Below are 25,228 nucleotides of genomic sequence, written 5' to 3'. Positions count from 1 at the left end.
TTATCCCTGCTTTACCAATTCCATAAACTCGTCATGAGAAATAGGCGTTTCAGTCTTAGTCGCTTTTTCAAGGATTACATCCTTAAGTTTTGCCATGGCAACTTCTGAAGAGATCTGTCTTACCTGCTCCTGGTCTTTCAGCATTTCTACAGCATATTTCTGTACCTCTTCATCCGGAAGGTGGTGAATTCCGTAGATGGCCAACTGGTTTCTTACCAACTGTTCAGCCTGAGCCAACACATCTTCGTAATCCAGTTTAATTTCGTTGTCATTCATCAGTTTACCTTCGATGATCTGGTGCTTGATTGCAGCTCTTTCATTTTCCAGTACTCCTTTTGCCTGCTCTTCAGTCTTGATGTTCTCATTGCTGAATACCAACCACTTGGCAAGGAAAGCTTCAGGTAGCTGAACCTCTTCTTTCTCTGTGATCTGCTCCAGGATATTGTTTACGAAATGGATATCCGCGTTCTGCTGGAAATACTCGTCAAGTTCAGACTTTACTTTTTCCTTAAGTTCTTCTTCAGACTTAATGTTTCCCTCGCCATACACTTTATCAAAAAGCTCCTGGTTCAGTTCGTGATTGTTCAGTCCGTAAAAATCTTTCACTTTCACTTCTACCTCATCATGGTGCAAATGCTCGATTTCAGCTTTGCTGAAGCCCAACTGCTTGGCCAGTTCTTCCTTTTCAGTAAGGTCAGCTTTAGATACCTTTACAGAACCATCCATTTTCAGAGACTTCACCAGTTCGAATGCCTCCTTGCTTTCCGCATTGATTGTAACATTCTTTGGCGGATGATTATGCGCACCTTCAGCATCTTCTTCAACTACCTGGGTGATTTCAAGTGCGATAAAGCTGTCTTCAGTGATATTATCCTGAGGAACCTGCTCGGCGAAACGCTTCTGCATGTTTTCGATGGACTTAGTAATTTCCTTGTCAGATGCCTCTACTTTGTAGTGAGGGGCTTCATATTTGGAAAGGTCAATGGTCATTTCCGGCTCGTAACCCACTTCAAAGGCAACTGAAAGCTGCTCCGCAGTATGGTCAAAATCATTTACCGGAAGTGGAACCGGCTGGCCCACCATTTTTAAATTATTTTCGTTGATGTAATTGTTCAGACTGTCGTTAACCAACTTATTGATCTCTTCAAAGGCGATAGGAGCTTCATATTGTCTCTTCACCAGGCTCATAGGCACTTTACCTTTTCTGAAACCGGGTACCTGTGCATTTTTCGCGTAGTTGTGAAGTTGTTTTTCTACCTTGTCTTTATAATCTGCTCTGTCTACCGTTACGGTAAGTAAAGCACTAACCTCATCGTGGTTTTTTGCTGTTACATTCATTGTTATATCGAAATTTTTAGAGTTGCAAAAGTATGAATTTTATTTGATAAAGATTTGGCATTTCCATGCTAAAAAATGCTAAAAATCAGTCGGTAATACCAAAAATGGCGAGGGCATCTGTCTCGCCTCCCATTACGCTGCCCCAGGCAGTGCCGTTCTGAGCTTCAGAAACTTCCGCAGCATCATGTATCAATGCCAGATTCAGTTTGGGGTTACCGCCGTTCACCGCGCTGTTCACCAGCCATCTGCTCTTTACACCTAGCCTCCTACCGTCTGTCCTCAAATCATCATCCAACCTTGTAAGTGTGATATCTGTATCAGTAAATCCAAAGATCAGGAAATGCTCATCCCTTTCGTCTATGATTTCATCAGTAATGTCTTCGGCTCCGTTCCGGAAGGCCACAGAAACCAGGTAGCTTCTGCCATCCTGCAGTAAGATTTCAGGCTGGAAGGCAGAGTTGGCGATGTAAGTGTAAGTACTGGAAGCCCCGCTCAGTTCGTCCACCACAGTAAGCTCAATGGCCGAGATTTCCTCCTGCGTGAAGACGTCATCATTCTCATCAGCCCGGCTGCATGACTGTAAAAACAAAAATAAAACAACAGGTAAAATATATTTGAGTAAACTTTTCATTGTTACAGTTTTTAAAAATTAAGTTTAAGATTAAGGATGATGTTGCGGCCCATTTCCGGCGAAAAATACCGCATGCGGTTCAGGTAATCCCTGTACGTCACATCAAATAGATTGGTAACCGAAAGACCTGCCGAAAGATTTTTGTGCAGGTTGATGCCCGCCTGCAGACCCCAGAGCGAATATGCCGGCGGCGGTGTGGAAAGGTCCAGCTCGCGTGTGACTTCAATACCGTTTTCCTGAAGGGTGATTTCGGGGTTGTATAAAGGGAATCTTTTCTGCTCCAAAACAGTTTGATTGGATACGCTGAGGTAAAAGTTCTGCCATTCCTTTTTCCGGAATTCCAGACTGTTTGAGAAGTTGGCGGGCTGCATCAGGATCAGCGGCTGAGCATTGCTTTTATCATCACCATATACATAGGCAAAACTTCCTCTGTACAGAAGATCTTTGGTAATACCCAACTCCACGTCCAGGTCTAAACCATACATTACGGCTTTTATCTGTTCATAGGTCCAAACCGGGAAAATACCGCGGATGGTATTCTGCAGTCCTGTGGGAACCTGATTGATGAAGCTGTTGGAGGTGAACAAATAAGGATTGACAGAAAACTTCAGACCATTTAAAAGATCAAGTTCCGAACTGATATTCAGATTCACCTGATGGCCGGTCTCATTTTCGAGACTCATGTCGCCTACTTCAATTACCGCGGCTGAGTGGTGCAGTCCGCTGGAAAAAAGTTCCGCAATATTTGGCGTACGGGCTACTTTAGCATAATTCAGTTTAATATTCAGCATTTTGCTTTTGCCATATTCAAAACCGGCGTTGTAAGAGAAGTTTTGGAAATCCAAAACCGGTATCGTGAACACCCGTCCGCTTTCACTTTCATACTGAAAAAAGTGGGGATAAAGATCTTCAAAACGGTCCTCCCACTCGTGATGGTCGTACCACATCTTCACTTTATAGCGGTTATAATCGTAACGCAAACCGGCTTCAAGCCTCAGTGCGGGCGCCGCTTTATACTTCATTACGGAATAGACCCCGGCTGAGTATCGGTGGTAATTAGGCACCAGTCTTTTTGCCATGGTCTCCGCACTGGAATAATTGTACTGGTACATCAGGTCAATTCCGTTTTCCAGGCTCCACTTTTCCCTTTCCAAAAGTTGATTAAGATTGAACTGGTTGGTAAAAAGTTCCAGATCCAGCGAAGGCAGATCCGAAAAAGCTTCGCGGCGGATGTCAAATTCCTTTCTTCGGTTATACTGAAAACTGTAATCTGCGGAAAGTTTACCTAAATGTTCAAACCTTTTGTAAGCTGACAGTTTAGCCAGATGGTGCTGGATTTCCTGTTTGGGATGGTCTATATCATAACTGAAATCACGCTGATAAATGGGTGTCCCGGTACTGACTGCACGATAAAAGTCTTCAAGATTACCGATATGAGACCCCCTGTAAATACCTACTTCCTGATCGGTAAGAACATAGTTGAGACTGAAGCCCTTCATAAATTCTTCCTTTCCTGCCCGGAAATTAAAAGAGCTCGCGGCTGTACCGGTATTCCATAACGGATAATCCGGACTTTCCAGGTCGCCCAACTTTTTATAACCGCCATTGGCAGCAGCAAACCAACCGTTTTCCCACGTCTTTACAAGCGCAGCATCAATCGCAGCACCGCGCCCGTTTGAGATACCGGAGATGTTCAGATGTCCGCGGAGTGTGTCAGCCGGCTTAAAGTTTTCGGGCTGCAATACGATGACTCCGCCAATGGCATCGCTCCCATATTTAAGTGCCGATGCTCCTTTCACCACATCAATATGATCAAAACCGTTAATGTCCACATTAGGTGCATGCTCTACGCCCCACTCCTGCTCGGCCATCTTCACGCCATTGTTCAGGATGGAAATGCGGCTGCCGTAAAGTCCGTGAATTATAGGCTTACTTACATTGTTTCCCGTCTTCAGTGCACCCACGCCGGAGATCCGGCTCAACACATTGCCCAGATTTTCACTGGAATTGCGGGCTATATCCTCTTTTTCCAGGGTGCGCACGATAAGTGAACCTGTGGAACGGTGACCGCCCTGCAGAACAATCTCATCAATAACCTCGGCATGATGCTCCAGACTGATGGTCAGGTCCAGGTTTTTGTTTACCGTAATCTGCTCCGAAAAGGGGTTACATTCAGGATGTGAAACATTGATGCTATAGGCTCCGGCCGGAACCGTTTCAAAAATAAATTTGCCCTGCGCATCAGTTTGCGCTGTCTGTTTGCCCAGGGTAATTTTTGCGTTTGCGAGTGGGGTTTTGTCATGGAAGTCGAACACAGTTCCCTGTACACGGAAACCTGTTTGTGCGGTATAGAGTGTTAATCCAAAGAAGATTAACAACAGATTGATTGTCGTTTTCATTGTAAAATTTTAAAGTAAGTGAAGGAAAGGTGCATGCCCAGATTCCCACGGGAATCCGGTCATACTTTTACTTTGGTTAAATGAAAACAGACGGTGGACCACGCAGCGTAATCACTGCAGCGCTTCGGGTAGGAATTATGTAAACAGCCTGCCGGGAAAGTTCCTGAAAGGCTTCAATACTGTAAAAAGTATATTGGAACTCCTGCGGCACCAGGTTACTGCCGTCATGCAGAAGATGGCAGGCCAGGCAGTCCGCGTATTCCAGCGGTGTATGAGCATCCGAGACGGAGTCTTGCGCCTTCTGAAACTTAAACGCCCGGAACTCCAGACCACTTTTATGGCGGTGCATATGAACCGCGAAAAAGGCCACAAAAACATAGACACCTACGAGAAGTGCCGCCAGAATACGTTTTTTAGTGCCTGATACGTTCACACGGTAAAAATAAACAATTTATTCTTCAATCTGAAGTGCCAGCTCCTCCCAAAGGTCCAGATTCTCCTGAAGCTCTGCCTTCAAGGCTTCATACTTGGCAAGTTCCTGTTCATTGGGATTGCTTTTGGCGAAGATCTCCTCCAGCATTTTTATTTCCTTTTCGTAATCGGCTATTTTTTCCTCGGTCTTTTTAAGCTTGTTCTGAAGCTGCTTCTGCTCCTTACTAACAAACACGTTAGAAGGCTGCGGAACAGCCACTGCTTCAGGTTCAGCGGCTGGTTTGGACTTCATTTCCTGATTCTTCACCTCCAGCTTGGCTTTCTCCATGGAAATCTCGCGCAGGCTTTCCTTCTCGCGGTAGCTCAGGTACTCATCTACAGAACCCAAAAACTCCTTCATGCGGCCGTCGCGGAATTCAAAAATCTTATCGGCCAATCCCTGCAGGAACTCACGGTCGTGGGAAATAACGATCAGCGTACCTTCAAACTTCTGCAAAGCAATCTTGATAATCTCTTTGGACTGGATATCCAGGTGGTTGGTAGGCTCATCCATAATAAGCGTGTTGAAGGGCTTCAGCAGAAGTTTACACAGTGCAAGACGGTTACGCTCGCCACCGGACAGCACCTGCGTTTTCTTGTCAACATCTTCGCCGGAAAAAAGGAAACTTCCCAATAGGTCACGAACCCGTGGCCGGGTTTCTTCGGTGGCCGCATCTTCAGCTTCCTGAAGTACGGTTTTATTTGGTGTCAGCACCTCTTCCTGATTCTGGGCAAAGTAGCCTATGTTCACATTATGACCCAGTTTCCAGGAGCCGGTATAATCTTTAATATCGCCGGAAAGTATTTTGGCAAGCGTAGTTTTACCCTGTCCGTTCTGTCCGAGCAGGGCTATACGGTCGCCACGTTCTACAAAGAAATCAACCTTATCAAAAATCTGCTTCTGGCCATAGGCTTTGCCCAGATTTTCTGCCTCAAAAACCACTTTTCCCGGAATGACAGACTGCACAAAACGAATATTGAATTTGGAAACATCTTCATTATCCAGCTCAATGCGCTCAATTTTATCGAGTTTCTTGATGAGTGACTGGGCAAATGATGCTTTGGTAGCAGAAGCACGGAATTTGTTGATGTTGTCTTCCATCTGCTTGATCTCGGCATCCTGATTTTTCTTGGCCTGCTCCAGCTTTTCACGTCTTTCTTTACGAAGTTCCAGATACTTGGAATAATTGGCCTTATAATCATCTACTTTTCTGTTATTCACATCGAAGGTACGGTTACACACCGACGTCATGAACTGTTTGTCGTGACTCACCAGCACAATGGCACCACTGTAATCTTTCAGGAAGTTCTCCAGCCAGATAATGGATTCCATATCCAGGTGGTTGGTAGGCTCATCCAGCAGCAGCAGGTCATTGTTCTGCAGAAGCAGTTTGGCCAGTTCAATCCTCATTCGCCAGCCGCCGGAGAAATGATCGGTCAGCCGGTGGAAATCATCAGCGCGGAAACCTAATCCCAAAAGGACCTTTTCCATATCACCCTCCAGGTTATAGGCATCATGATGGTGCAGGATATCGTTAAGGTCGGTCATACGGTTGATGAGGTCGTGGTAAGCATCGCTTTCATAGTCAGTACGTGTGGCCAACTGATCGTTCACCTCCTCCAGCTCATTTTTCCATTTATTAATCTGCTCGAAAGCCTGTTTGGTCTCTTCCCAAACGGTTCGGCCCTTTACAAATTCCAGGTCCTGTTTCAGGAAACCCATGGTAATATTGCCATCGGGTACCACATTACCTTCAAAGAAATTAATCTCGCCCGAAAGAATTTTCAGCAGCGTCGATTTACCGGCGCCGTTCTTTCCTACAAGCCCAATTTTATCGGCTTTCTTAATGGTAAAGTTAACGTCGCGGAAGAGATAATTTCCTGAATGGTGAAGGCCAAGGCCCTGAACTGACAGCATAACTGATGGTGGATTTTAGGGTGATGTTTACAGGCTGCAAAAGTAGTGATTTTGAAGCAGTTTTCGGGCAAAATAAAAGCCACCCGCATTTGGGTGGCTTTCATACCTGTTTATTTTTTAATGTTTATTTGAGTGAGCAATGATGGCCAAGCGGGTTAACCTTCATTACCTGTGTACAAATTTAGGAGGTTTATGCAATGTTCACTTTATAGATTTCACTGCAAAAATTATAAGAATTACATCTACCAAAATCCTGAGGCTGTGGCGGCCGCTTGGGCCGCCATGTGCAAGGCCTTATGAAGAAACTTTATTTTTTAATCACGCATCATATTTATCCGGTTGCTGCGTTTGCCAGAAGGGCAGCCAGTGAAAATTAAATTGTTGCATCTCCTATCAACAAACTAATTCCCTAAAATGACCTAGGAGATTTTTGCGTTAAGAAAAAATAACGGAGTGCCGTTAATAAAATTCTTCTGTTCGAAGCGCGACGACAGCCGAACTTAGTCACCTTATCGTGGATCCGCGCAAGTTTACGAAACCCGCCTCCGGCGAGGTTAGCCGAATCCATTAAAAATAAATTATTGAGGCAATTTTTAGGCACGTAGTTACTTTTTTAGCAAAAAGGTCCAAGTCTTGATTTTTTTGGTTACTTTTTTCATCAAGGAAAAAAGTGACGAAACAATTTAATATATAAAAACATTATTTTTTAATCACTTTACCGGTGGTGGCAAAGCCCTCGCCCAGTACTTTTACATAGTACACTCCCGTGGTCATACCGGTCATATCAACGGTGTAGGTGCGGGCAAATTTACCCTGGGTAATCAGCCTGCCGTCTGCGGTGATGACTTCATAAGAAAGGAGCTTTTCTTTGGTTTTAATATTTAAAACATCCTGCACCGGGTTCGGGTAGAAAGCTACATCCGTTTGCTGTACCGGAGTTTCGGCGGTAGCCATAGCGCTGCAGGCCGATTTTGCCAGCTTGCTCACAAAGAACTGTGATTTGCCGCTGCCTGTAAGGCCGTTCATGCTGGGGAGCCCGTCATTAGGGTCCTCGAAAAGAATACCGTGCATAAACCCTCCTAAAACATAGTTACCGTCATTATCTACCGCCACGGCCGTAAATTCATCCTGCGATCCAAAGGAACTTAACACTTCATGCGTTCCAATTACTGCTCCGGTACCCGTGTTAAGCCTTACAAGTAGCGGGTCGGCTTGGTCATTTACTGGTCTCTGCATTGCAAATGAACCCCAGGTATCCCCGCGGCTTCCTTTTACAAAGGCAACTTCATTATTATTGAGTGTAAGACGCCCTTTCATAAATTTGTACCCTTCTATTGAATTTGCAGATATAGCACTTGGAATGGTTGCCCAAAGTACAGTTCCTGCCGGATTGAGCTTCATGACGTAGGGGTTGTAGCCCTGGAATACGTATGGGAATGTATAGTTGCCGAACGAAACACTGTTGTTAAAAACTACAGAACCATTTTGATTATAAATATAATAGTTGCCCGCTATATAAATATCTGAGGTATTTGGATCCTTTACAACATCAAGGACACTGTTGTCATCCGGTACGTTCGCGGGGTTAGTAGACATTGTAAATTCTTTTCTCCACACTTCAGCTCCGGTGGTGCCGTTAAAGGCCAGCAGATAGCCATCTTCTGTAAATGGAGTGCCACCGTAGGAAAAATCGGAATAAGTGAAATTTCCATACTGCATTCTTTTGCCGGCCAGATAGTACTGGTTTACTCCTGCAGTTCCGTCATATAATAGACTTACTTTTCCTTCGCTGTACCCCTGAACTATAAAACCGGTAATTGGCAACAGTAAAGGATTTGGGTCAGGGGTCATATTGCCGTTGTTATAACTGAATTTTATCAGATAGTATTGATAACTGCCTGTAAAACTTGCCGGGACCGTTATAGCTCCGTTAAGATGGGTACCGGCAGCAAATCCAACAATAGCGTGGATGTTTTTGGACGAATCCATATAAAATATTCCACAGTCTGAAGAGCGTAAGGCGGAGGTAACATTACCCTGTAACGGTTTTTGCCACTCCAGATTCCCGTTAGCCGTACTGTATTTTAACAGGTATGCGGTCTTCAGACCCGGATCCGGAGTCGTGGTATCGGTTTGTGATATCTGTATTACAGGTATGTGATTGGCAGAATCGAAGTGCAAGGGTGCATAGGTAGGATTACTTGCATAGGCTCTGTTTTGAAATGTTCCCATTATGTAAAGCCCGCCATTATTATCCACCTCGATATTCCAGCTTTGCTGCACGGCAGTGGTGCCACCAATATTTCGTGTCCAGCGTACATTCCCCTGGCAATCGGTAGAAAACAGAAACAGATCCTGCCGGTCATAGTTATCTACCGCAGTTCCGTTTAAGGTAGGATTTGTTGGGTTCATGGTAGCCAGGTAATAATAGTTGTTCTGATTGTCCACCGCGATATCCCGTATACTTTCGTCCTGTGTATAATTAAAGCCCGAACTCGTTGAACCTGTATTCCCACCACCGTATTTGGCCCACTGCCAACTGTAGGTTTGGGCAGAAGCAAGGGTGGTTAAAGTGGTGAGGAGTAAAAGGTAAAGTTTGTTTTTCATATCGTTTAGTTCTAATTGGCTATTGTCAAAATACTTGCATTACTATAATTCGCTGATTATTTGTGTAGAATTGACCTTTAAACATTTCTTAAAACTAATAACTTTTGCACGACCCATCAAATAAGTTCCTCACAATAAACCCTGTTTTTATAAAAATTATCGGTAAAATGATAAATATTTTTAATAAATCATTAAAACAACACCTCCTTTCACAAAAGGAAATAAATTAAAGAATTACCGCATATCCTGCAGTTAAAATTGGTTCGTGATCCGTCGCGACTTTCGCCGGTACGTCCGCCTCGCAAGGACAGCAAAGTCCTGGAAAAGCGCGTCCCGGCACTGTTCGGATTACTATTTTACGGGGAAAAAATAAGGGTACAAGTATTCAGTAACGGATCTGGCAGGCCTTTTACTATATCAGTTTAAATTAAGAGATCTTAATTAAGCCCGTCCGACACCCGACCCGTCTTTTAATGCCAACTGGTCCTTCTTTTCGGTAATGCTGCCGGGATTCTCCAGCAGGAAATTTTTGGAGCTTAACAGTTCGGTCATCAGCGTACGCATTTGTTCCGCAGCCACTTGCGGCAGGTGCGATTTTTTTGCAGCCTCTATGACCTGCTGTTTGCTGTTCTGCTGAATTTTCGCCAAATCTTCCTTGCTGAAGAGGTTGAAAAACTGCTCCTCCATATTATAATACTTATAGTCGGTTTCGGTAGAAAGGATTTCAGGTGCGGGAAAATCGACCAGCCTGACCTTACGGGTACCCTCATCAACTTCCCACTTCAGTTTTTCAAAATCATACCCAACCAGAATCTTTGCCTGAACAATCACCAGCGCCTTCTTTTTGGAAGGGATGAAATTGAGCAGCTTGGTGGTTTCTTCATAATTGTAGATTTCCTGAAACTGACCCTCCGCAGATACAATCTTAAAGACCTTGCGCATACTTTCGGCAATGGTGTGCGAACTTTCGGTAATTACGGGTGGCTGTGAAGTCAGTTTTTTTGAAGCTAAAAAAGCGATGGCTCCGCCCAGAATGAGTCCCAGCAACAACATCAGCAGCGTCATTATGGAGTTTATGGATTCACTTTGGGTAAGCTGGTAAAGAAATATTACGAGAAAACCTGCAGCCAGAATGCCCAGGGACCAAAGGATGATCTTAAACTTTTTAGACGTCATTTTTAGTTGTTTAGAAGTAAAGATAGGATTTTACTCCTGCTTTACATCAAAACCAATGCTACATTTCCGGGATCTGCTGACTATTTCTTTTGCAGGAAGCCCGGTGGCAGAATAAGTTCCTCCAGCTTACCTTTCACCTCCAGCTTTTTATAGTAGAGGTTGCGCGCCATCATCTTCAGCATAAGGTCTTTATCTACAAGGTTCCAGAATTTTTCCTGATGTACCTGCCGCGGTTTCCGGACCTCATTAAATGTTGTTTCCCACTTGTCGGGATTGTGGTAAAACTCGATGACTCCGCAATGTTCGGGCACCTGACCGGGGTCAATGAGTCCCATAGGCAGCAGGAAGCTGAACTGATTACAGATATAATCGCCGCAGGAAATCTTGTCGTGTTTCAGGAACTTTTCCTTTGTTTTGGAGTTCTGATAGTTTTTCTTGAAATCGTTCTTAAAATCACTTTTCGAATATTTGATCTCAAATTCGTGGCTGAAGCCTTCGGAATTTACCACAAGTATGTCCGCTTCCCAATCGGAGTGAAAATGATTGGTGAGCACCAGGTCCTTCTCAAAGTCATAAAACTGTGAGATAAAATTATAGGTAAGCTCTTCTATTTTAAGCATGCTCAAATTTAAAGTTATGTGATCAATAAGCTGCAGCCCCGGATGTCCGAATGGTCTATGCGCCCCAATACCTGAAACTTGTCATTGCGAAGAAACGAAGTTGATGAAGCCGTATCAAAATGGTTAACGGTTTTTCCCAGATCCTGCGTAGCGATAAAACTGCAGGAATGCCGGTTGGCCAGGTCGATGATGTTGAGGGCACCGGTCCTGCCCGCTTCCACATAGGAAAAAGGATCTTCAGTATTCCGTACTAAAATCCGCATCCAGGAAGGTGTTTCGTAGATATTTTCACCCATTGAATAGGCCTGTGACAAAAGTTCGGTCATGGAATATTCGGAAAATATCCTGTCGGTCCTGAATCCGTTCTGAAGGATTCTGAGCAACTCGTCTTTGGTCATTTCTTCCTTTCGGCCTTTCATCCCGCCGGTTTCTATTACCGTAAGTGTAGTTGAATTGTTAAGTATTTGAGTGTTTGAGTTGTTTTGTGATCGGGTTTTACAGAAATCCAGGAAATCCAACAATGCGAAGGACACACCGAAAAGTATTACTTTTTTGTTTTGACTGGAAAGTTGTTGCAAGAGATCATATAACTCCGCGTGATTGTAAAGAAAGTAGCCGTTTTCGGGTTTGCCGGATTTCTTCATCAGGAAATCGACCATATAAATCAGGGACGAGTGCGGATTTTCTGAGTAATTGGGAAGCAGGCCCAGGAAAACATAATCTTCCGGCGCGCCTATGAATGTGCTGAAACTGCGGTAAATGCTCTCTTCGTAAAGACTGAAATCGGCAATATAATGTTTGGAGCGGTTCAGCTGGGTGGTACCTGAACTTTGGAAATATTTTTCTGCAGGCAAGCTCCTGTCCGCGACCACATGATTTTTAAACATTTCAATGGGCAGGAAAGGGATTTTTTCCACCGCATCTACCGTTTGCGGATCAATGTTTAAGTGACCGACAAACTTCCTGTAAATCTCCACATGATCATACTGATAGCGGAATGTTTCCAGGCAGGCCTGCCGGAATTCGGATTCTGTTTTTATGTTGAAGATGTTATTAACCACGGAGATACGGAGATTTAAGGGAGAACACGGAGAATTTAAAATAGCTTAATTTTTCTTAACCACAGCGATACGGAGGTTTTACGGAGGAAGAAAAACTAGAGTGCCACATCTCCATTCAAAATTCTGCGGTAACCTACTTTAAATAAATTAACATTAAAATTAATCAGAAGGCCCAGTTTACATTTACTCAGTTTTAGATAAGTTAATACCTGTGCGAGATGTACCTCGTTAAGACTTTCCACAGATTTTATTTCTACCACAACTTTTCCTTCTATCAGAAAATCCAGTCGATATCCCACATCCATCTTTATCTCCTCATAAATTAGTGGCATTGCTTTTTGCTTTTCTATATAGAGCCCTGTTTTCAATAATTCATAGTAAAGACATTCCTCATAGGCAGATTCCAATAATCCCGGTCCAAGATTCCTATGAACCTTTAAACCGGCATCAAACACCATTTGCGAAATATCGTTCTCGTGCATTACTTATAAACCCTGTGTTCTCCGCGCAGACTCTGTGTCGCCGTGGTTAAAACTTCTCAAACTGAACTCTCTTTCCTCAAAAACCCCATATGTATAATAGGAAATCCAGTCGCCCAGGTTCACGTATTTTGCATTGTTTTCCTTCACCTTTAAATCCAGAACCATGGGCAGATGCCTGTGCCCGTACACAAAGTAATCAATCTTTTCCGTCTTTAGCTTCTCCTTCGAATAGATGATTAGGAACTCTTTATCCTCACCCAGGAATTCCTTGTCTTCCTCGCCCGAGATCATTTTGTTTTTTGTGGAGAAGTAGATGGCTACCTTCATCGCGATGTCCGGATGCAGCCATTTGAAGGCCCACTGCGCCAGCGGGTTGGTGAAGAGTTTCTTCATCCTCTTATAGCCTTTATCACCCGGGCCGAGGCCATCGCCGTGTGCAAGGAGAAAATTCTGACCGTTAATTTCGAAGTATTGCTTATCAAAGAAAACCCTGCAGCCTATTTCGTCTTCAAAATAATTCTTCATCCACAGATCGTGGTTACCCACAAACATAAAAAGTTCAATTCCTGAGTCTTTCAGTTCGGCCAGCTTTCCCAGGACACGCACGTAACCTTTCGGGATTACGTGATTCCACTCGTGCCAGAAATCGAACAGGTCGCCCATGAGGAAGAGCGCCTGGGCGTCCGCTTTTATGGAATCGAGCCAGCGGATAAACTTTTCCTCGCGCGGCTTGCTTTCCCTGGCAGTGGGAGCACCGAAATGCTGGTCGGAGGCAAAGTATATTTTTTTGCCGGGAAGAAGATCTATTTTATTCACAAATACACATTTATTATATTTTTAACCACAGAGAGACAGAGGCATTCACGGTGTTCACGGAGAATTCGCCGTGTTCGCCGTGCAGTCGTAGTGTCGCTGTGGTTAAATTTGATCCTCGGCAAACCATTCACCATAGGAATTTTCGGTTTCATGGAGCTTAAGATAAGCAAGGTTTACACCTGCCGGCAGACGGGCCTGTACCTTAGCTGCGATTTCGTACAGCATATTTTCGCAGGTGGGCTGATAGTCACAGAATATCACCTTATGACCCTTCTGTTCCAGGTCCTGGCCCAAAGCTTTATGAGGAGAGGCAGCATTCACCAAAACTGCGTGGTCCCAAAGATCCACTATTTCAGACTTGACAACCTGCTTGATATCGCCAAAGTCTACCACCATACCGTTTTTAGGATGATCCAGATCATTGATCAGGTTTCCCTTCACCGTCACAAAAAGTTTGTAGGAATGACCATGCATATTCCTGCATTTTCCGTCGTAGTTATAGAGCACATGTGCAGTTTCAAACGTAAATATCTTGGTGATTCTAATCATGCGGCAAAGATAATGAAAGTTACAGGACATGGCTTTACTGAACGCATTCCTGCCTCAGGACCTTAATATTTTGTAATTTTAATGGTGAAATCATCTGATAATGCTTCTGGACCTGCTTTTTCCGAACCGCTGCCTGCACTGCAACAGAATCATCGATGCCAGGGAACTGGTGTGCGGGATCTGCATGGATCAGATAAAGTTCACGCACCATGACTTTATAACTCCCAATTTCCTTACCGAAAGATGCAGTCTCCTATTTCCCGTGAGGCATGCCTGCGCACTGATGCAGTTTGAAGAAGACAGCCTGAGCCGGAAAATCGTGCACCAGCTGAAATACGGCCAAAGGGAAATGGCAGGTAAAGTTCTTGCCGGCTGGGCTTGTGAAAGACTTGATTTTGCTGAAGAGGTACCGGATCTGATGATTAGCGTGCCGCTGCATCCCAGAAAACTTCGTGAGCGCGGCTATAACCAGCTTCATCTCTTCACCGAAACCGTGGCAGCACACTTCAGCATTGACTTTGATCATCAACTTGTAAAACGCAACCATTACCGTAAGGCTCAGGCCAAAAAAGACAAGTCGCACCGCACGGAAACAGAGGGTTTATTTTCGGTCGCGAAAAGGTTTGAGAACAGACATGTACTGATTATTGACGATGTTTTTACAACCGGCAACACCATGAGCTCGGTAGCCTGGGAAATCCTGAAAGCCGGCAATAACACGGTCTCTGTTCTGGTAATGGCTGTTGATGAGTAACGTAAGAACAGAGTACTCAGCGCTGCAGTTTTTCACCATAGGAAAGGTCACCGGCATCGCCCAGACCAGGGCTTATATATCCTTTCGAGGTCAGACTTTCATCAACGACACCCACCCAGATATAAGCGTCGGGATATGCCGCACGGATGGTTTCCAGGCCCTGTTCTGAAGCAATGGCTGCCACAATATGCAGCTGGGTAGGCCGGCCATGATTCAGCAGATCCTTGATGGCTTCAATAAGACTTGCACCGGTTGCCAGCATAGGGTCAGCCACAATAAGCGGGCGGCCGTCTATATTCGGACAGGTTAGATAATCCTGTTTGATGGAAAAATAATCATTGGCGTCATGCTTCCTGTAAGCCGCTACAAAACCACAGTCCGCTTTGTCCAGATAGTTCAGGATTCCCTGAAACAGAGGTACCCCAGCCCTCAAAATGGTTGTAAGCACCGGCTGAACGGCTATTTCCTTCACCCTGATTTTATCCAGAGGCGTGGTAATTTCAATTTCCTTTTGCTCCAGATGTTTGCTGATCTCAAAAGCAGCAATCTCTCCGATACGCTCCATATTCCTGCGGAATTTCAGTCGGTCATTCTGAACTTCGATGTTGCGGAGCTCATTGATCCAGGTATTGACGAGGGAAAATTGGTTGGATAAAACTGTAGTCATAATGATGTGATGATTTGATAATTGGATGATTTGATCATGCGATACAGGTCACTTCCACTCTAAACACTTATATATCCTTTTTTGAAGTTGATATTATTTTTGATAAGAGTTTCTGAATGCTGAGTAAGTTTATTTGCAAATTTTCAGCAGAAGGTAAACCCGTTGATCTTTCACAAAGCAACAGCCAATAGCCGGTCTCCTTTGCCTCCTTATCAGCCACTTTCATCTTATGAATAAAATCTGCCCGGCTTTCTGCACTTTGTGCCTCATGAACGTTTGCTCCGATTGAAGTGCCGGACTTCAGCAATTGATTGGCAATTACATACTTCCTTTTGGTTTCAAGAACGTCAGTGAATGCCATGATGTCTAAAGCGAATCGAACACTCAATTCTAATATTTCATTCCTGGCTTCCATTTGCTATCCGTTTTAACAGCACATTACCCAATTAACACATCATCAGATCAAACCTATTTTTGTCGGAAATATACTTCGATTGGAACACCTGTAAAACCAAAGTGCTTACGAAGCTGGTTTTCAGCAAAACGTTTATAGGGCTCCTTTACATATTGCGGCAGGTTGCAGAAAAATACAAACTGCGGACTTGGCGTAGGTAACTGTACACAATATTTAATCTTTACAAACTTACCTTTTGTTGCGGGTGGCGGAGTATGTTCGAAAACGGGAAGCATCACCTCATTCAGTTTTGAGGTTTTGATTTTCTTGGCGCGGTTTTCATACACTTCCATAGCGACTTCTACAGTTTTCAGGATTCTTTGTTTGGTAAGCGCAGATACAAACAGGATGGGAATATCGGTAAACTGGCCGATGCGCTCCTTGATCTGATTTTCGAAATCGCGCGTGGTATTGGTACTTTTGTCTTCTACCAAATCCCATTTGTTCACCACGATCACAATCCCTTTACGGTTCTTCTGTGCCAGACCGAAAATGTTCATATCCTGTGATTCCCAACCTAAAGTGGCATCCACCATGATGATTACAACGTCTGAATATTCAATGGAACGTACGGAACGCATTACGGAGTAAAATTCCAGGTCTTCCTTCACCTTTGCTTTACGTCTCATACCTGCCGTATCCACCAGTACGAATTCGTAGCCGAATTTATTGTAAAGCGTCTGGATAGAATCCCGGGTGGTACCCGCGATATCGGTAACGATATTGCGCTCTACATCAAGCAGTGCATTGGTAAGTGTAGATTTTCCAACATTAGGCCGCCCCGCGATCGTGATCTTGGGCAGACCTTCAAAGGGGTCTTTATATTCGGTTGTCGGAAACTCCGAAACAATGGCATCCAGCAATTCACCGGTTCCGGAACCGGACGCGGATGACATCGTGAAGTACCTGTCAATACCCAACTGATAAAATTCGGTAGCCGCCAGTTCTTCTTTGGCAGAATCAACCTTGTTAACCGTAATATATACTGGCTTTTTGGAGCGGCGCAGCATTTCGTAGATTTCCTGGTCGGTATCGGTAAGCCCTTCATCCACATTAAGCATGAAAATGATGGACGTAGCTTCATCAATTGCAAGCTGCACCTGCTTGGATATTTCCTCCTGAAAGATATCTTCTGTGTTTACCTCGTAACCACCTGTATCGATAACCGTAAATTCTACACCGTTCCAGTCCGACTTTCCGTAATGACGGTCACGCGTAACTCCTGAAGTGGCATCAACTATCGCCTCCCTTCTTTCAAGCAAACGGTTAAACAGTGTGGATTTTCCTACGTTGGGCCTCCCAACGATTGCAACTATATTGCTCATGAAATTTTGTTTAATAATATAATTATTAATGGGTTACTTCAACTTTTGAAGCCCAAAAATTTTTGCAAAGATAGGTTTAAATCGCGAAATCCGGTTTTTTACGTTAATATTCGTAATTTCACCTGAGAATATATTCCCATGAAAAAAGTACTTGTTGTCCTGCTGATGGCTTTCATCATTATTCAGTTTTTCCCCATCGACCGTGAAAACCCGCCTACCAACGAAGGCATGGACTTTCTGACCATCAAGAATACTCCGGAAAGTACCGCCACGCTGATCCGGAACGGTTGTTACGACTGCCACAGCAACGAAACAAAATACCCCTGGTACACAAATGTTCAACCTATCGCATGGTTTTTGAAGGACCATATTGAAGAAGGCCGCAAAGAGCTGAACTTTTCCACATTCGCCACCTATGAACCGAAACGCCAGGCACACAAGCTTTTCGAAGCGGCCGAAATGGTTCAGACGGGTGAAATGCCGCTGGATTCCTACGAACTGGGACATCCCGAAGCGCAGTTCACTGAGGCCCAGCGTAATGAAATCATTAAATATTTCAAAAAGGTGGAAGGAGACATCCGTTTGGAGTACAGTCTGCCGGCCGAAGTAGTGAAATAAACGATGGAAAATATTGATTCTACAAAATACTACGTTCTTTATGACGGCGATTGCGGTTTCTGCAATTTTTGGGTACAGTGGATCCTTGCCCGTGATACCAGGGACCACTTTATGTTTGCTTCCCTTCAATCCGATTTTGGGCAGAAATTCCTGAAAGAAAGGGGACTGGAAACGAAGAATTTCAATACACTCTATCTCTGGAAACCTCAGGGCTTTTATCTCATTAAATCCAAAGCGGTACTGGAAATCGCTAAAATACTCGGCGGCACATACGGTTTGCTGGCCAGGTTAAATTTTCTTCCGGCAGGAGTAACGGATATCATCTACGACCGAATAGCTGCCAACAGACAGCGTCTGGCCACCGAAAGCTGCCTGCTGCCCACGCCCGAGCAGCGCAGGAAAATTATCTCTTAACTTTTCCTTGGGATTTAGACATCCAACAAAACATTATATTTGCAGCTATGGAATACAACACCGACCGAACACAACTTCATATGCCGGAATACGGCCGTATTATACAGCAGCTGGTGGAGCGCTGCAAGGAACTTGAGAATAAAGAAGAGCGGGACGAAATGGCGGTGGCCATCGTAGATTTTATGGGTCAGAGAAACCCACAGCTTCGCGATGAGGAGAATTATAAGCACAAACTTTGGGATCACCTCTTCATACTTGCAGATTATGACCTGGAGGTTACCTCGCCCTACCCGATACCTACGCGTGAGCAGCTGGCAGAGAAACCCAAGAGAATGGAATATCCAAAACTTCAGGGCGATTTCAAATTTTACGGCAAAAGCATTCTACAGCTTATCGACAAAGCCATTGAACTGGAAGAAGGTGAGGAAAAGGAAGCTTTGATTGAAGTGATTGCCAACAATATGAAAAAGTCCTACAACATCTACAATAAGGAACATGTTACGGACGATGTAATCTTCAGGCACCTAAAGGAACTTTCGGATGACCGTCTGGATCTTACAAATCTGGAATCGCTGGAAAAAAGCAAGATTTACCACAATACCAGCCGCAATAAAAACCAAAAAGGCCAGGGGCAAACTCAAAACTCTAAAAATCCAAACCGTCACCGAAACCAACAAAACCAAAACAGAAGGAAATAATGAGCGGAACATTTCAGATTCGGGGAGGAAAACAGTTGCAGGGCGAAATCACTCCGCAGGGCGCAAAAAATGAGGCACTACAGATTCTGTGTGCCGTTTTGCTTACAGAGGACGAAGTCAGAATTAAGAATATTCCGGACATTCACGATGTAAACAGGCTGATTGAAATCCTTGCCGACTTCGGTGTAAAGATTACCAAGCACGCGCACGGCGATTACTCATTTAAGGCCGACAGTGTCAATTTTGACTATATAAAATCTGCTGAATTTAAGAAAGACGGTGCAAAACTGCGCGGTTCCATTATGCTTTTGGGGCCCATGCTGGCCAGGTTTGGCGAAGGTTATATGCCTACCCCCGGAGGCGATAAGATCGGACGCCGCCGTTTGGACACCCATTTCCAGGGATTTGTGGAACTGGGAGCTGAATTCCGTTATGATGAGGCCGAAGCCTGGTATTGCCTGAAAGCAAAACAGTTAACCGGCAAATTCATCCTGCTTGAAGAAGCCTCCGTAACCGGTACTGCAAACATCATTATGGCCGCTGTGCTTGCTGAAGGGCTTACCAGAATTTACAACGCTGCCTGCGAACCTTACCTTCAGCAGCTTTGCCATATGCTTAACAGAATGGGCGCCAAAATTTCCGGAATAGGCTCCAATTTGCTCACCATCGAAGGGGTTTCTCATCTGAACGGTACCGAACATACCATGCTGCCGGACATGGTGGAAATAGGTTCGTGGATCGGACTGGCCGCTATGACGAAGTCTGAAATCACCATTAAAAATGTGGAATGGGACCACCTGGGTGTCATCCCGAACACCTTCAGAAAACTGGGAATCCAGCTGGAAAGGTCAGGTGAAGATATTTACATACCCGCTCAGGAGCAGTATAAAATCCAGAAATTTATAGACGGTTCCATACTAACAGTTTCAGACGCACCCTGGCCCGGCTTTACGCCTGACTTACTGTCGATTGTTCTGGTAGTTGCCACCCAGGCGCACGGCACGGTGCTGGTACACCAGAAAATGTTTGAATCCCGCCTGTTCTTTGTTGATAAGCTGATTGATATGGGTGCGCAGATTATCCTTTGTGATCCACACCGTGCTACCGTAGTAGGTCTGAACCATGAATCACCACTACGCGGTACCACCATGATTTCCCCGGATATCAGGGCTGGTAATGCACTTTTGATCGCAGCCCTGTCTGCAACCGGGCAGTCCATCATTCAGAATATTGAACAGATAGACCGTGGGTACGAAAATATAGACGGCCGTCTGCGGGCAATCGGTGCCGATATTATCAGAATATAATTCATCAGTGCAGCATCAGGCTGCATTTTTTGTACATGGCAATAACAGCGAAACATCAAGCTTCAAACCTTATTACGCGACTTACGGCACTATGGGCGGTAAGCGAAAGCGGTTTGGGCGGCCTGTTTCATGCGATGAAACTTCCCTTCAGCGGATTGATTCTGGGCAGTTTTGCCGTGATGATTGTTACCTTTTTGGCTTCGCATTCCGACCGGAAGTTCCGGACCATTGTGCAGGCTACGCTTACCGTTGTACTTATAAAAGCCATTGCCAGTCCGCATTCACCTTTTACAGCCTATGTAGCAGTGCTCTTTCAGGGTTTGGCAGGCGCCCTGATCTATTCGCTTTTGCGGGTGAATTACCTGTCCTCTGTAATTTACGGTATTATTGCGTTAATGGAAAGCGCCTTGCAGAAACTGCTGATGCTGGTTCTTATTTTCGGAAAGAATCTGTGGGAAGCTTTTCAGGAATTTTTCACTTCACTGGCAAAACAGTTTGGACTGCACAGTCTGGAGCATCTTCCTCTGCTCATCGTTGGTGGATATTGTCTGATCTATTTTTGTGGCGGAATCTTAGCAGGCGTCTATTCAATAGCATTTCCGGCAGCCATCAGGAAAAGAGCGGAAGAATTAAGATACCAAACAGTGAAGGTAACAGCTCCGGAAATTCCAAAAAGGAAGAAAAAAAATAAGATGAAACTTTTGGGGATAATGTCCATACTTTTTTTCATTGTTATGGTATTTGCATTTTCAGGCTCGGTGAATAAGGCAGTCTATTCGCTGCTGCGCACATTTGCCGCGCTGGCACTTATCTACCTGATTATAAATCCACTTTTCACTTATTTTCTCACCCAGTGGAAGGACCGCACAAGAAACAGTAATCCCGGAAAACTTCAGGCTGTACTTGCTTTTGTACCCGCCTTCAGGAACCACGCCAGGACCGCATATCTTTACGCAGAAGGTGAACATTCTTACCTTAAAAAGGTGAAAATTTTTCTGCTTACATGGATGGCACTCGCACTGTTCTGTGAGGAGTGAAAATTCACTACATTTAGCTGATGGCTTTCTGTAAGAATATTTATATACTTTCCGGCCATACAGGCTCAGGAAAAACTACAATGCTGACCGAATGGGCGGCAGATCACCCTAATGCCGGTGGAATTTTATCGCCCGTGATTAACGGCAGACGCCATTTCCTGGATATTTCTACAGTTGAAAAGCAACTGCAGGAAACGCCGCAGGGTTCACTTAGGGTAGGCCGCTTCAGGTTTTCGCAAGCGGCATTCAACTGGGCCTATGAAGTTTTACAAAAGCAGCTTCAAAAGGGCTACGAATGGCTCATCGTTGATGAAGTTGGTCCTTTGGAACTGTCGCAGGGAAAAGGTTTTCATTCACTTGTCACGGAAATTATAAATTCTGAACCTCATCCCGCCAAACTGCTTTTTGTAGTACGACCCACTCTCGTTAACGAATTCATCCGAACGTACAACTTAGAAAAAGTTAAAATATTTCCCAAGAACTGTTTAAAAGGACAGCTCCTGCCTGAACTTAAAGGAATTGTCCTTTGCGGCGGTAGGAGTACAAGGATGGGAATGGATAAAGCTTTGCTGCAGTATGCAGACCTGCCTCAGTGGAAAATGGTACACCGGATGCTGGGGAGTTTTTGTGAAAAAGTAATGATTTCCGTGAATGAGCACCAGCATAACAAATGGTGCCGCGAAGACACTTTTCTCTGGTGTACAGACCACCCGCAATACAATGGCAAAGGACCCCTCACCGGCATTCTTAGCTGTCTGGAAGGTTCTGATCAGGGCTGCTTTATTGTAGCTGTTGATTATCCACTGCTTAAAACGGAGCACCTGATAGAACTTTGGAATGCCCGCAACGCTCACTCGGAAGCGGTCTGTTTCAGCGTGAAGGGTCAAAACGAGCCTCTGGTTTCCATTCTGGAGCCCGCAGCCGTGGCAAAACTTAAAAAGTTCGCCGCAGCCGGCGGAAACTCATTAAATAAATTTCTCGGGGAGATTAAAACACTAAAAGTGGAACTTGCGGATATGGGATTTATGCTGAACATCAACACGGAGCAGGAATACCTGCAACTAAAATTGGATCCTGATTTCAGAAATGCGTAACAAACAGAAAAAAACATGACAAAAGAAGTGACCATCTATAAAATCAGTGATTTTGGGACCTCGGTAACCGCAAAAAAAGATATTCTTGCAGTAGAGGAACCGCTTGAGATTTCGGTAACCGCCGGCGGGAAAACCACTCCCCTGTCGGTAACGATGAGAACCCCCGGCAATGACGGCGAACTGGCCATAGGCTTCCTGTTTACCGAGGGCATTATTTCTTCTGCCAACGACCTGGCCGACCCACCTTATAAAAACACCGGTGACAATCAGACCACTGTTTACCTGAAGCCGGGCCTGGAACATAATCTTCAGAAGGTGAAAAGAAATTTTTATACAACAAGCAGCTGCGGTGTATGCGGTAAAGAAAGTATTGAGGCCATTATGCAGGTTTGCAGAACACCTGCGCAGATCGATGACGGAAAATTAGACATCCGGCATTTATTTGAACTAAACGGAAAACTGCGGACGGCTCAGGAAACGTTCAATTCAACCGGTGGCATCCATGCTTCCGCGCTGTTTGATTTTCAGGGAGAATTAATTACGCTTCGCGAAGATGTAGGCCGGCATAATGCTTTAGATAAACTTATAGGCGCAGAACTGCTGAAATGGAATGATAAGGAGTTTTTTTTGCAGCAGCATATCCTGCTTCTGAGTGGACGGGCAAGTTTTGAACTCGTGCAAAAGGCTGCTATGGCCGGAATTCAGGTTATTTGCGCCATTGGCGCACCCAGTTCACTGGCGGTGGAAACTGCAGAAAAATTTGGCATTACCCTGATCGGATTCCTGAAAAATGGAAACGCAAATATCTACTGCGGTTCGGATCGCCTAACTTACTAATCGTTATATTTATCTCATGAAAATTAGAATTAAAGGCAACAGCGTTCGTTTACGCCTCACAAAAAGCGACGTTCAGGCACTTAGAGAAACAGGTAAAGTTTCAGAATCGACAGTAATCTCACCCGGGAATATCTTTACCTACGTACTACAGAAGAATACCGAAGCACCCAGGATGTACTGCAGCTTTTCTGAGGGTAAAATGACTGTACATTTGCCGCACGACAAACTTTGTACCCTGATCTATACAGAGGAAATAGGGGTACAGGACTATGCCGAAAACGGACAGGAAGGCGGCCTGTTTCTTCTTGTTGAAAAAGACCTGAAATGTATGGACACCACCTCTGAAGACCAGTCCGATATGTTTGATAATCCGAAAACTTCCTGCTAACCTGTTACTTCTTCAGATTACCTTCATATAAACTGATCCACTCCTGCGCAGTCATCTTCTGGACCAGCTGCCCCATAAGTTCAAAAGGAATTTCGTCCGGCTTCTTGAAGCGGATGCACGATTTCCCCATGTCTAACTTTCGTTTGCAGTGTTTTGGATACTCGGCAACAAACCAGTCGTGCAGTTCGGGACTGGCATAGATTCCCATATGATAGAATGCAATGAAATTTTTTTGCGAGGCCATACCCAGAAATGGAAGCGGCTCACCGGGTGTACAGTGATAACCGTTCGGATAAACCGACAGCGGAACATTCCAGCCCATCATACCATAACTTACAGCCTCCTCAAAATCCGGCGGAAGATTTTCTTTCACTGTTTCATAAAGTTTCTGCATTGCTGGCTTACGCTCGTCCGGCACCTTGCTCAGGTAATCTTCTACACTCACAGACTCAATTCTCATGGTAATTTTTTTATAAAAATAAATAATTTACTGTACTATCCATTAATATATAATCCTACCGAAGAACTTAACAGGTCGGAAAATCTTTAAATGCAACAGCCCGCTGTGGCGGGCTGTGATATTAGTCTATTATTTCAGCATCAGAAATGTTCCTGGTATTTCCAATCTTCTCAGCTTCCCAAAGGAGGAATTTATCTACTTCCTTCAGTAATTTGGGTAAGGCCAGCGACAAAACCGCCAGGTCGTCAGCCACACCCAAAACAGGAATGGCGATTTCCGGCAGCAGATCAATTGGCGAAATAACATACAGTAGGCCCAAAAGCGGCAGAATAATATCAACTGCATTTACGGGATACATACCTTTTCTCCAGTAATTGACCATCCGGATAATGTCCGGAATCTTTTTTATGAAACCTTTGTGCTTAATGGCCTGTTTAGCCAGTTCAATTTTAGAATATTTCATTATTGGTGTTATATTTTTCTAAGAAAAGAAATAAACAATTAGCCTGCCAACGCTGATCGCATACCTGTTAACAAAGTATAAAATTACTTCTCTGCCTTTGTAAACTTATCAAGAAATGAATGTACTTCCGCGGCGTTCCAATCCTTAGTGGCGGTTTCCTTCTGAAGAATTCGACCGTTTGCGTCCAGAACAAAAGTGGTAGGAAAAACTTTAGGCAGGATCTTGCCGTCAATGGGACTTTCGGCAATGTAAACAGGAACCGTATAATTATTGTCCTTCATAAATTTTCTCACATCCTCTTCCTTATCCATCATTGCGATAAGCACAAAATCCATGTTGTGCTTGCGGCTGTCATACAGTTTCTGAATAGAAGGCCACTCCTCGCGGCAGGGCTTGCACCAGGTACCCCAAAAATTGAGGAAGAGCAATTTTTTTCCTTTAAAATTCTTAAGATTTGTGCTTGTTGTATTAATACCTTTCAGGACCACATCATAATCCGCGTCATCTACCGTTACAGCCTCCTGCACCGTAGCCACCGGAACAAACTGTTCCTGCAGGTACTGTCGTACTCCGGGAACGGCTACTGCGATTCCCGCGGCTAAAAGGAGGACTATAAAAATTAAATTCTTACGTAAAAACCTCAT

At 44.5% G+C, this 25,228-nt stretch carries 27 protein-coding genes; 9 read left to right on the top strand and 18 right to left on the bottom strand.

All coding sequences use genetic code 11. The annotated features are described in order from the left end of the window. The 12 genes from P0M11_RS01720 to P0M11_RS01665 all read right to left on the bottom strand — a co-directional run bounded on the left by P0M11_RS01720 (window position 1) and on the right by P0M11_RS01665 (window position 14,068). Window positions 1-1,338 (bottom strand): trigger factor, encoded by a 1,338-nt coding sequence (locus tag P0M11_RS01720; protein WP_275624172.1) that lies wholly within the window; start codon window positions 1,336-1,338, stop codon window positions 1-3. An 85-nt stretch (window positions 1,339-1,423) separates the two neighbouring features. Continuing rightward, window positions 1,424-1,969 carry a hypothetical protein gene (locus P0M11_RS01715; protein WP_275624171.1) on the bottom strand — a complete coding sequence of 182 codons (546 nt, stop codon included), beginning with the start codon at window positions 1,967-1,969 and terminating at the stop codon, window positions 1,424-1,426. Window positions 1,970-1,980: 11 nt separating this feature from the next. Beyond that, window positions 1,981-4,368 carry a TonB-dependent receptor gene (locus P0M11_RS01710; protein ID WP_275624170.1) on the bottom strand — a complete coding sequence of 796 codons (2,388 nt, stop codon included), beginning with the start codon at window positions 4,366-4,368 and terminating at the stop codon, window positions 1,981-1,983. Window positions 4,369-4,444: 76 nt separating this feature from the next. Continuing rightward, complete coding sequence (locus P0M11_RS01705; RefSeq protein WP_275624169.1) at window positions 4,445-4,801, bottom strand: hypothetical protein; 357 nt, start codon at window positions 4,799-4,801, stop codon at window positions 4,445-4,447. A gap of 18 nt (window positions 4,802-4,819) precedes the next feature. After that, on the bottom strand, window positions 4,820-6,757 hold the full coding sequence (locus P0M11_RS01700) for an ABC-F family ATP-binding cassette domain-containing protein (protein WP_275624168.1): 1,938 nt from the start codon (window positions 6,755-6,757) through the stop codon (window positions 4,820-4,822). Window positions 6,758-7,456: 699 nt separating this feature from the next. Continuing rightward, window positions 7,457-9,364 carry a T9SS type A sorting domain-containing protein gene (locus P0M11_RS01695; protein ID WP_275624167.1) on the bottom strand — a complete coding sequence of 636 codons (1,908 nt, stop codon included), beginning with the start codon at window positions 9,362-9,364 and terminating at the stop codon, window positions 7,457-7,459. 441 nt (window positions 9,365-9,805) lie between these two features. After that, a complete protein-coding gene (locus P0M11_RS01690; RefSeq protein WP_275624166.1) occupies window positions 9,806-10,540 on the bottom strand; it encodes a DUF4230 domain-containing protein in 735 nt (244 codons plus the stop codon). 80 nt (window positions 10,541-10,620) lie between these two features. After that, window positions 10,621-11,160: a hypothetical protein gene (locus P0M11_RS01685; RefSeq protein WP_275624165.1), complete on the bottom strand. Its 540-nt coding sequence runs from the start codon at window positions 11,158-11,160 to the stop codon at window positions 10,621-10,623. A gap of 14 nt (window positions 11,161-11,174) precedes the next feature. Further along, entirely contained in the window at window positions 11,175-12,221 is a 1,047-nt protein-coding gene (locus P0M11_RS01680) for an acyl transferase (protein ID WP_275624164.1), read from the bottom strand. Between the two features lie 95 nt (window positions 12,222-12,316). Further along, window positions 12,317-12,703, bottom strand: a complete 387-nt coding sequence (locus P0M11_RS01675) for a GxxExxY protein (protein ID WP_275624163.1) — start codon at window positions 12,701-12,703, stop codon at window positions 12,317-12,319. A gap of 3 nt (window positions 12,704-12,706) precedes the next feature. Further along, window positions 12,707-13,519 carry a UDP-2,3-diacylglucosamine diphosphatase gene (locus tag P0M11_RS01670; RefSeq protein ID WP_275624162.1) on the bottom strand — a complete coding sequence of 271 codons (813 nt, stop codon included), beginning with the start codon at window positions 13,517-13,519 and terminating at the stop codon, window positions 12,707-12,709. A 102-nt stretch (window positions 13,520-13,621) separates the two neighbouring features. Beyond that, a complete protein-coding gene (locus tag P0M11_RS01665) occupies window positions 13,622-14,068 on the bottom strand; it encodes a 6-carboxytetrahydropterin synthase (RefSeq protein WP_275624161.1) in 447 nt (148 codons plus the stop codon). A 100-nt stretch (window positions 14,069-14,168) separates the two neighbouring features. On the opposite strand from P0M11_RS01665, the gene P0M11_RS01660 reads away from it, so the two are divergent. Then, entirely contained in the window at window positions 14,169-14,822 is a 654-nt protein-coding gene (locus P0M11_RS01660; protein WP_275624160.1) for a double zinc ribbon domain-containing protein, read from the top strand. A 16-nt stretch (window positions 14,823-14,838) separates the two neighbouring features. On the opposite strand, the gene upp is transcribed toward P0M11_RS01660, so the two are convergent. From upp to der, 3 genes are all read right to left on the bottom strand, one after another. Further along, complete coding sequence (upp, locus tag P0M11_RS01655) at window positions 14,839-15,489, bottom strand: uracil phosphoribosyltransferase (protein WP_275624159.1); 651 nt, start codon at window positions 15,487-15,489, stop codon at window positions 14,839-14,841. Window positions 15,490-15,556: 67 nt separating this feature from the next. After that, window positions 15,557-15,904 carry a four helix bundle protein gene (locus tag P0M11_RS01650; protein ID WP_275624158.1) on the bottom strand — a complete coding sequence of 116 codons (348 nt, stop codon included), beginning with the start codon at window positions 15,902-15,904 and terminating at the stop codon, window positions 15,557-15,559. 53 nt (window positions 15,905-15,957) lie between these two features. Beyond that, window positions 15,958-17,268, bottom strand: coding sequence for a ribosome biogenesis GTPase Der (der, locus tag P0M11_RS01645; RefSeq protein ID WP_158064742.1), 1,311 nt, complete (start codon window positions 17,266-17,268; stop codon window positions 15,958-15,960). Between the two features lie 138 nt (window positions 17,269-17,406). Between der and P0M11_RS01640 the strand changes: the two genes are divergently transcribed. The 8 genes from P0M11_RS01640 to P0M11_RS01605 are packed head-to-tail and all read left to right on the top strand — an operon-like array spanning window position 17,407 to window position 23,661. After that, window positions 17,407-17,886: a heme-binding domain-containing protein gene (locus P0M11_RS01640; RefSeq protein ID WP_275624157.1), complete on the top strand. Its 480-nt coding sequence runs from the start codon at window positions 17,407-17,409 to the stop codon at window positions 17,884-17,886. A gap of 3 nt (window positions 17,887-17,889) precedes the next feature. Further along, window positions 17,890-18,300, top strand: coding sequence for a DCC1-like thiol-disulfide oxidoreductase family protein (locus P0M11_RS01635; RefSeq protein WP_275624156.1), 411 nt, complete (start codon window positions 17,890-17,892; stop codon window positions 18,298-18,300). 47 nt (window positions 18,301-18,347) lie between these two features. Beyond that, window positions 18,348-18,998: a DUF4290 domain-containing protein gene (locus P0M11_RS01630; protein ID WP_275624155.1), complete on the top strand. Its 651-nt coding sequence runs from the start codon at window positions 18,348-18,350 to the stop codon at window positions 18,996-18,998. Further along, entirely contained in the window at window positions 18,998-20,305 is a 1,308-nt protein-coding gene (gene murA / locus P0M11_RS01625) for a UDP-N-acetylglucosamine 1-carboxyvinyltransferase (RefSeq protein ID WP_275624154.1), read from the top strand. Before P0M11_RS01630 ends, murA begins: the two co-directional genes overlap by 1 nt. 35 nt (window positions 20,306-20,340) lie before the next feature. Further along, a complete protein-coding gene (locus P0M11_RS01620; protein WP_275624153.1) occupies window positions 20,341-21,342 on the top strand; it encodes a hypothetical protein in 1,002 nt (333 codons plus the stop codon). A 20-nt stretch (window positions 21,343-21,362) separates the two neighbouring features. Further along, on the top strand, window positions 21,363-22,436 hold the full coding sequence (locus P0M11_RS01615; RefSeq protein ID WP_275624152.1) for an NTP transferase domain-containing protein: 1,074 nt from the start codon (window positions 21,363-21,365) through the stop codon (window positions 22,434-22,436). A gap of 15 nt (window positions 22,437-22,451) precedes the next feature. Further along, window positions 22,452-23,273 carry a formate dehydrogenase accessory sulfurtransferase FdhD gene (gene fdhD / locus P0M11_RS01610; protein ID WP_275624151.1) on the top strand — a complete coding sequence of 274 codons (822 nt, stop codon included), beginning with the start codon at window positions 22,452-22,454 and terminating at the stop codon, window positions 23,271-23,273. Window positions 23,274-23,289: 16 nt separating this feature from the next. Next, window positions 23,290-23,661: a hypothetical protein gene (locus P0M11_RS01605; RefSeq protein ID WP_275624150.1), complete on the top strand. Its 372-nt coding sequence runs from the start codon at window positions 23,290-23,292 to the stop codon at window positions 23,659-23,661. Between the two features lie 4 nt (window positions 23,662-23,665). Here the strand turns inward: P0M11_RS01605 and P0M11_RS01600 are convergent, their stop codons facing one another. From P0M11_RS01600 to P0M11_RS01590, 3 genes are all read right to left on the bottom strand, one after another. Next, window positions 23,666-24,121 carry a DUF1801 domain-containing protein gene (locus tag P0M11_RS01600; protein ID WP_275624149.1) on the bottom strand — a complete coding sequence of 152 codons (456 nt, stop codon included), beginning with the start codon at window positions 24,119-24,121 and terminating at the stop codon, window positions 23,666-23,668. A 121-nt stretch (window positions 24,122-24,242) separates the two neighbouring features. Further along, a complete protein-coding gene (locus tag P0M11_RS01595) occupies window positions 24,243-24,584 on the bottom strand; it encodes a YkvA family protein (RefSeq protein WP_158064752.1) in 342 nt (113 codons plus the stop codon). Window positions 24,585-24,667: 83 nt separating this feature from the next. Next, a complete protein-coding gene (locus P0M11_RS01590; RefSeq protein WP_275624148.1) occupies window positions 24,668-25,228 on the bottom strand; it encodes a TlpA disulfide reductase family protein in 561 nt (186 codons plus the stop codon).

This window comes from Kaistella sp. PBT33-4 (assembly GCF_029194425.1).
Classification (GTDB): Bacteria; Bacteroidota; Bacteroidia; order Flavobacteriales; family Weeksellaceae; genus Marnyiella.
The sequence above is the reverse complement of the archived record's forward strand: the minus strand, read 5'-3'. Positions and strand labels throughout refer to the sequence as shown.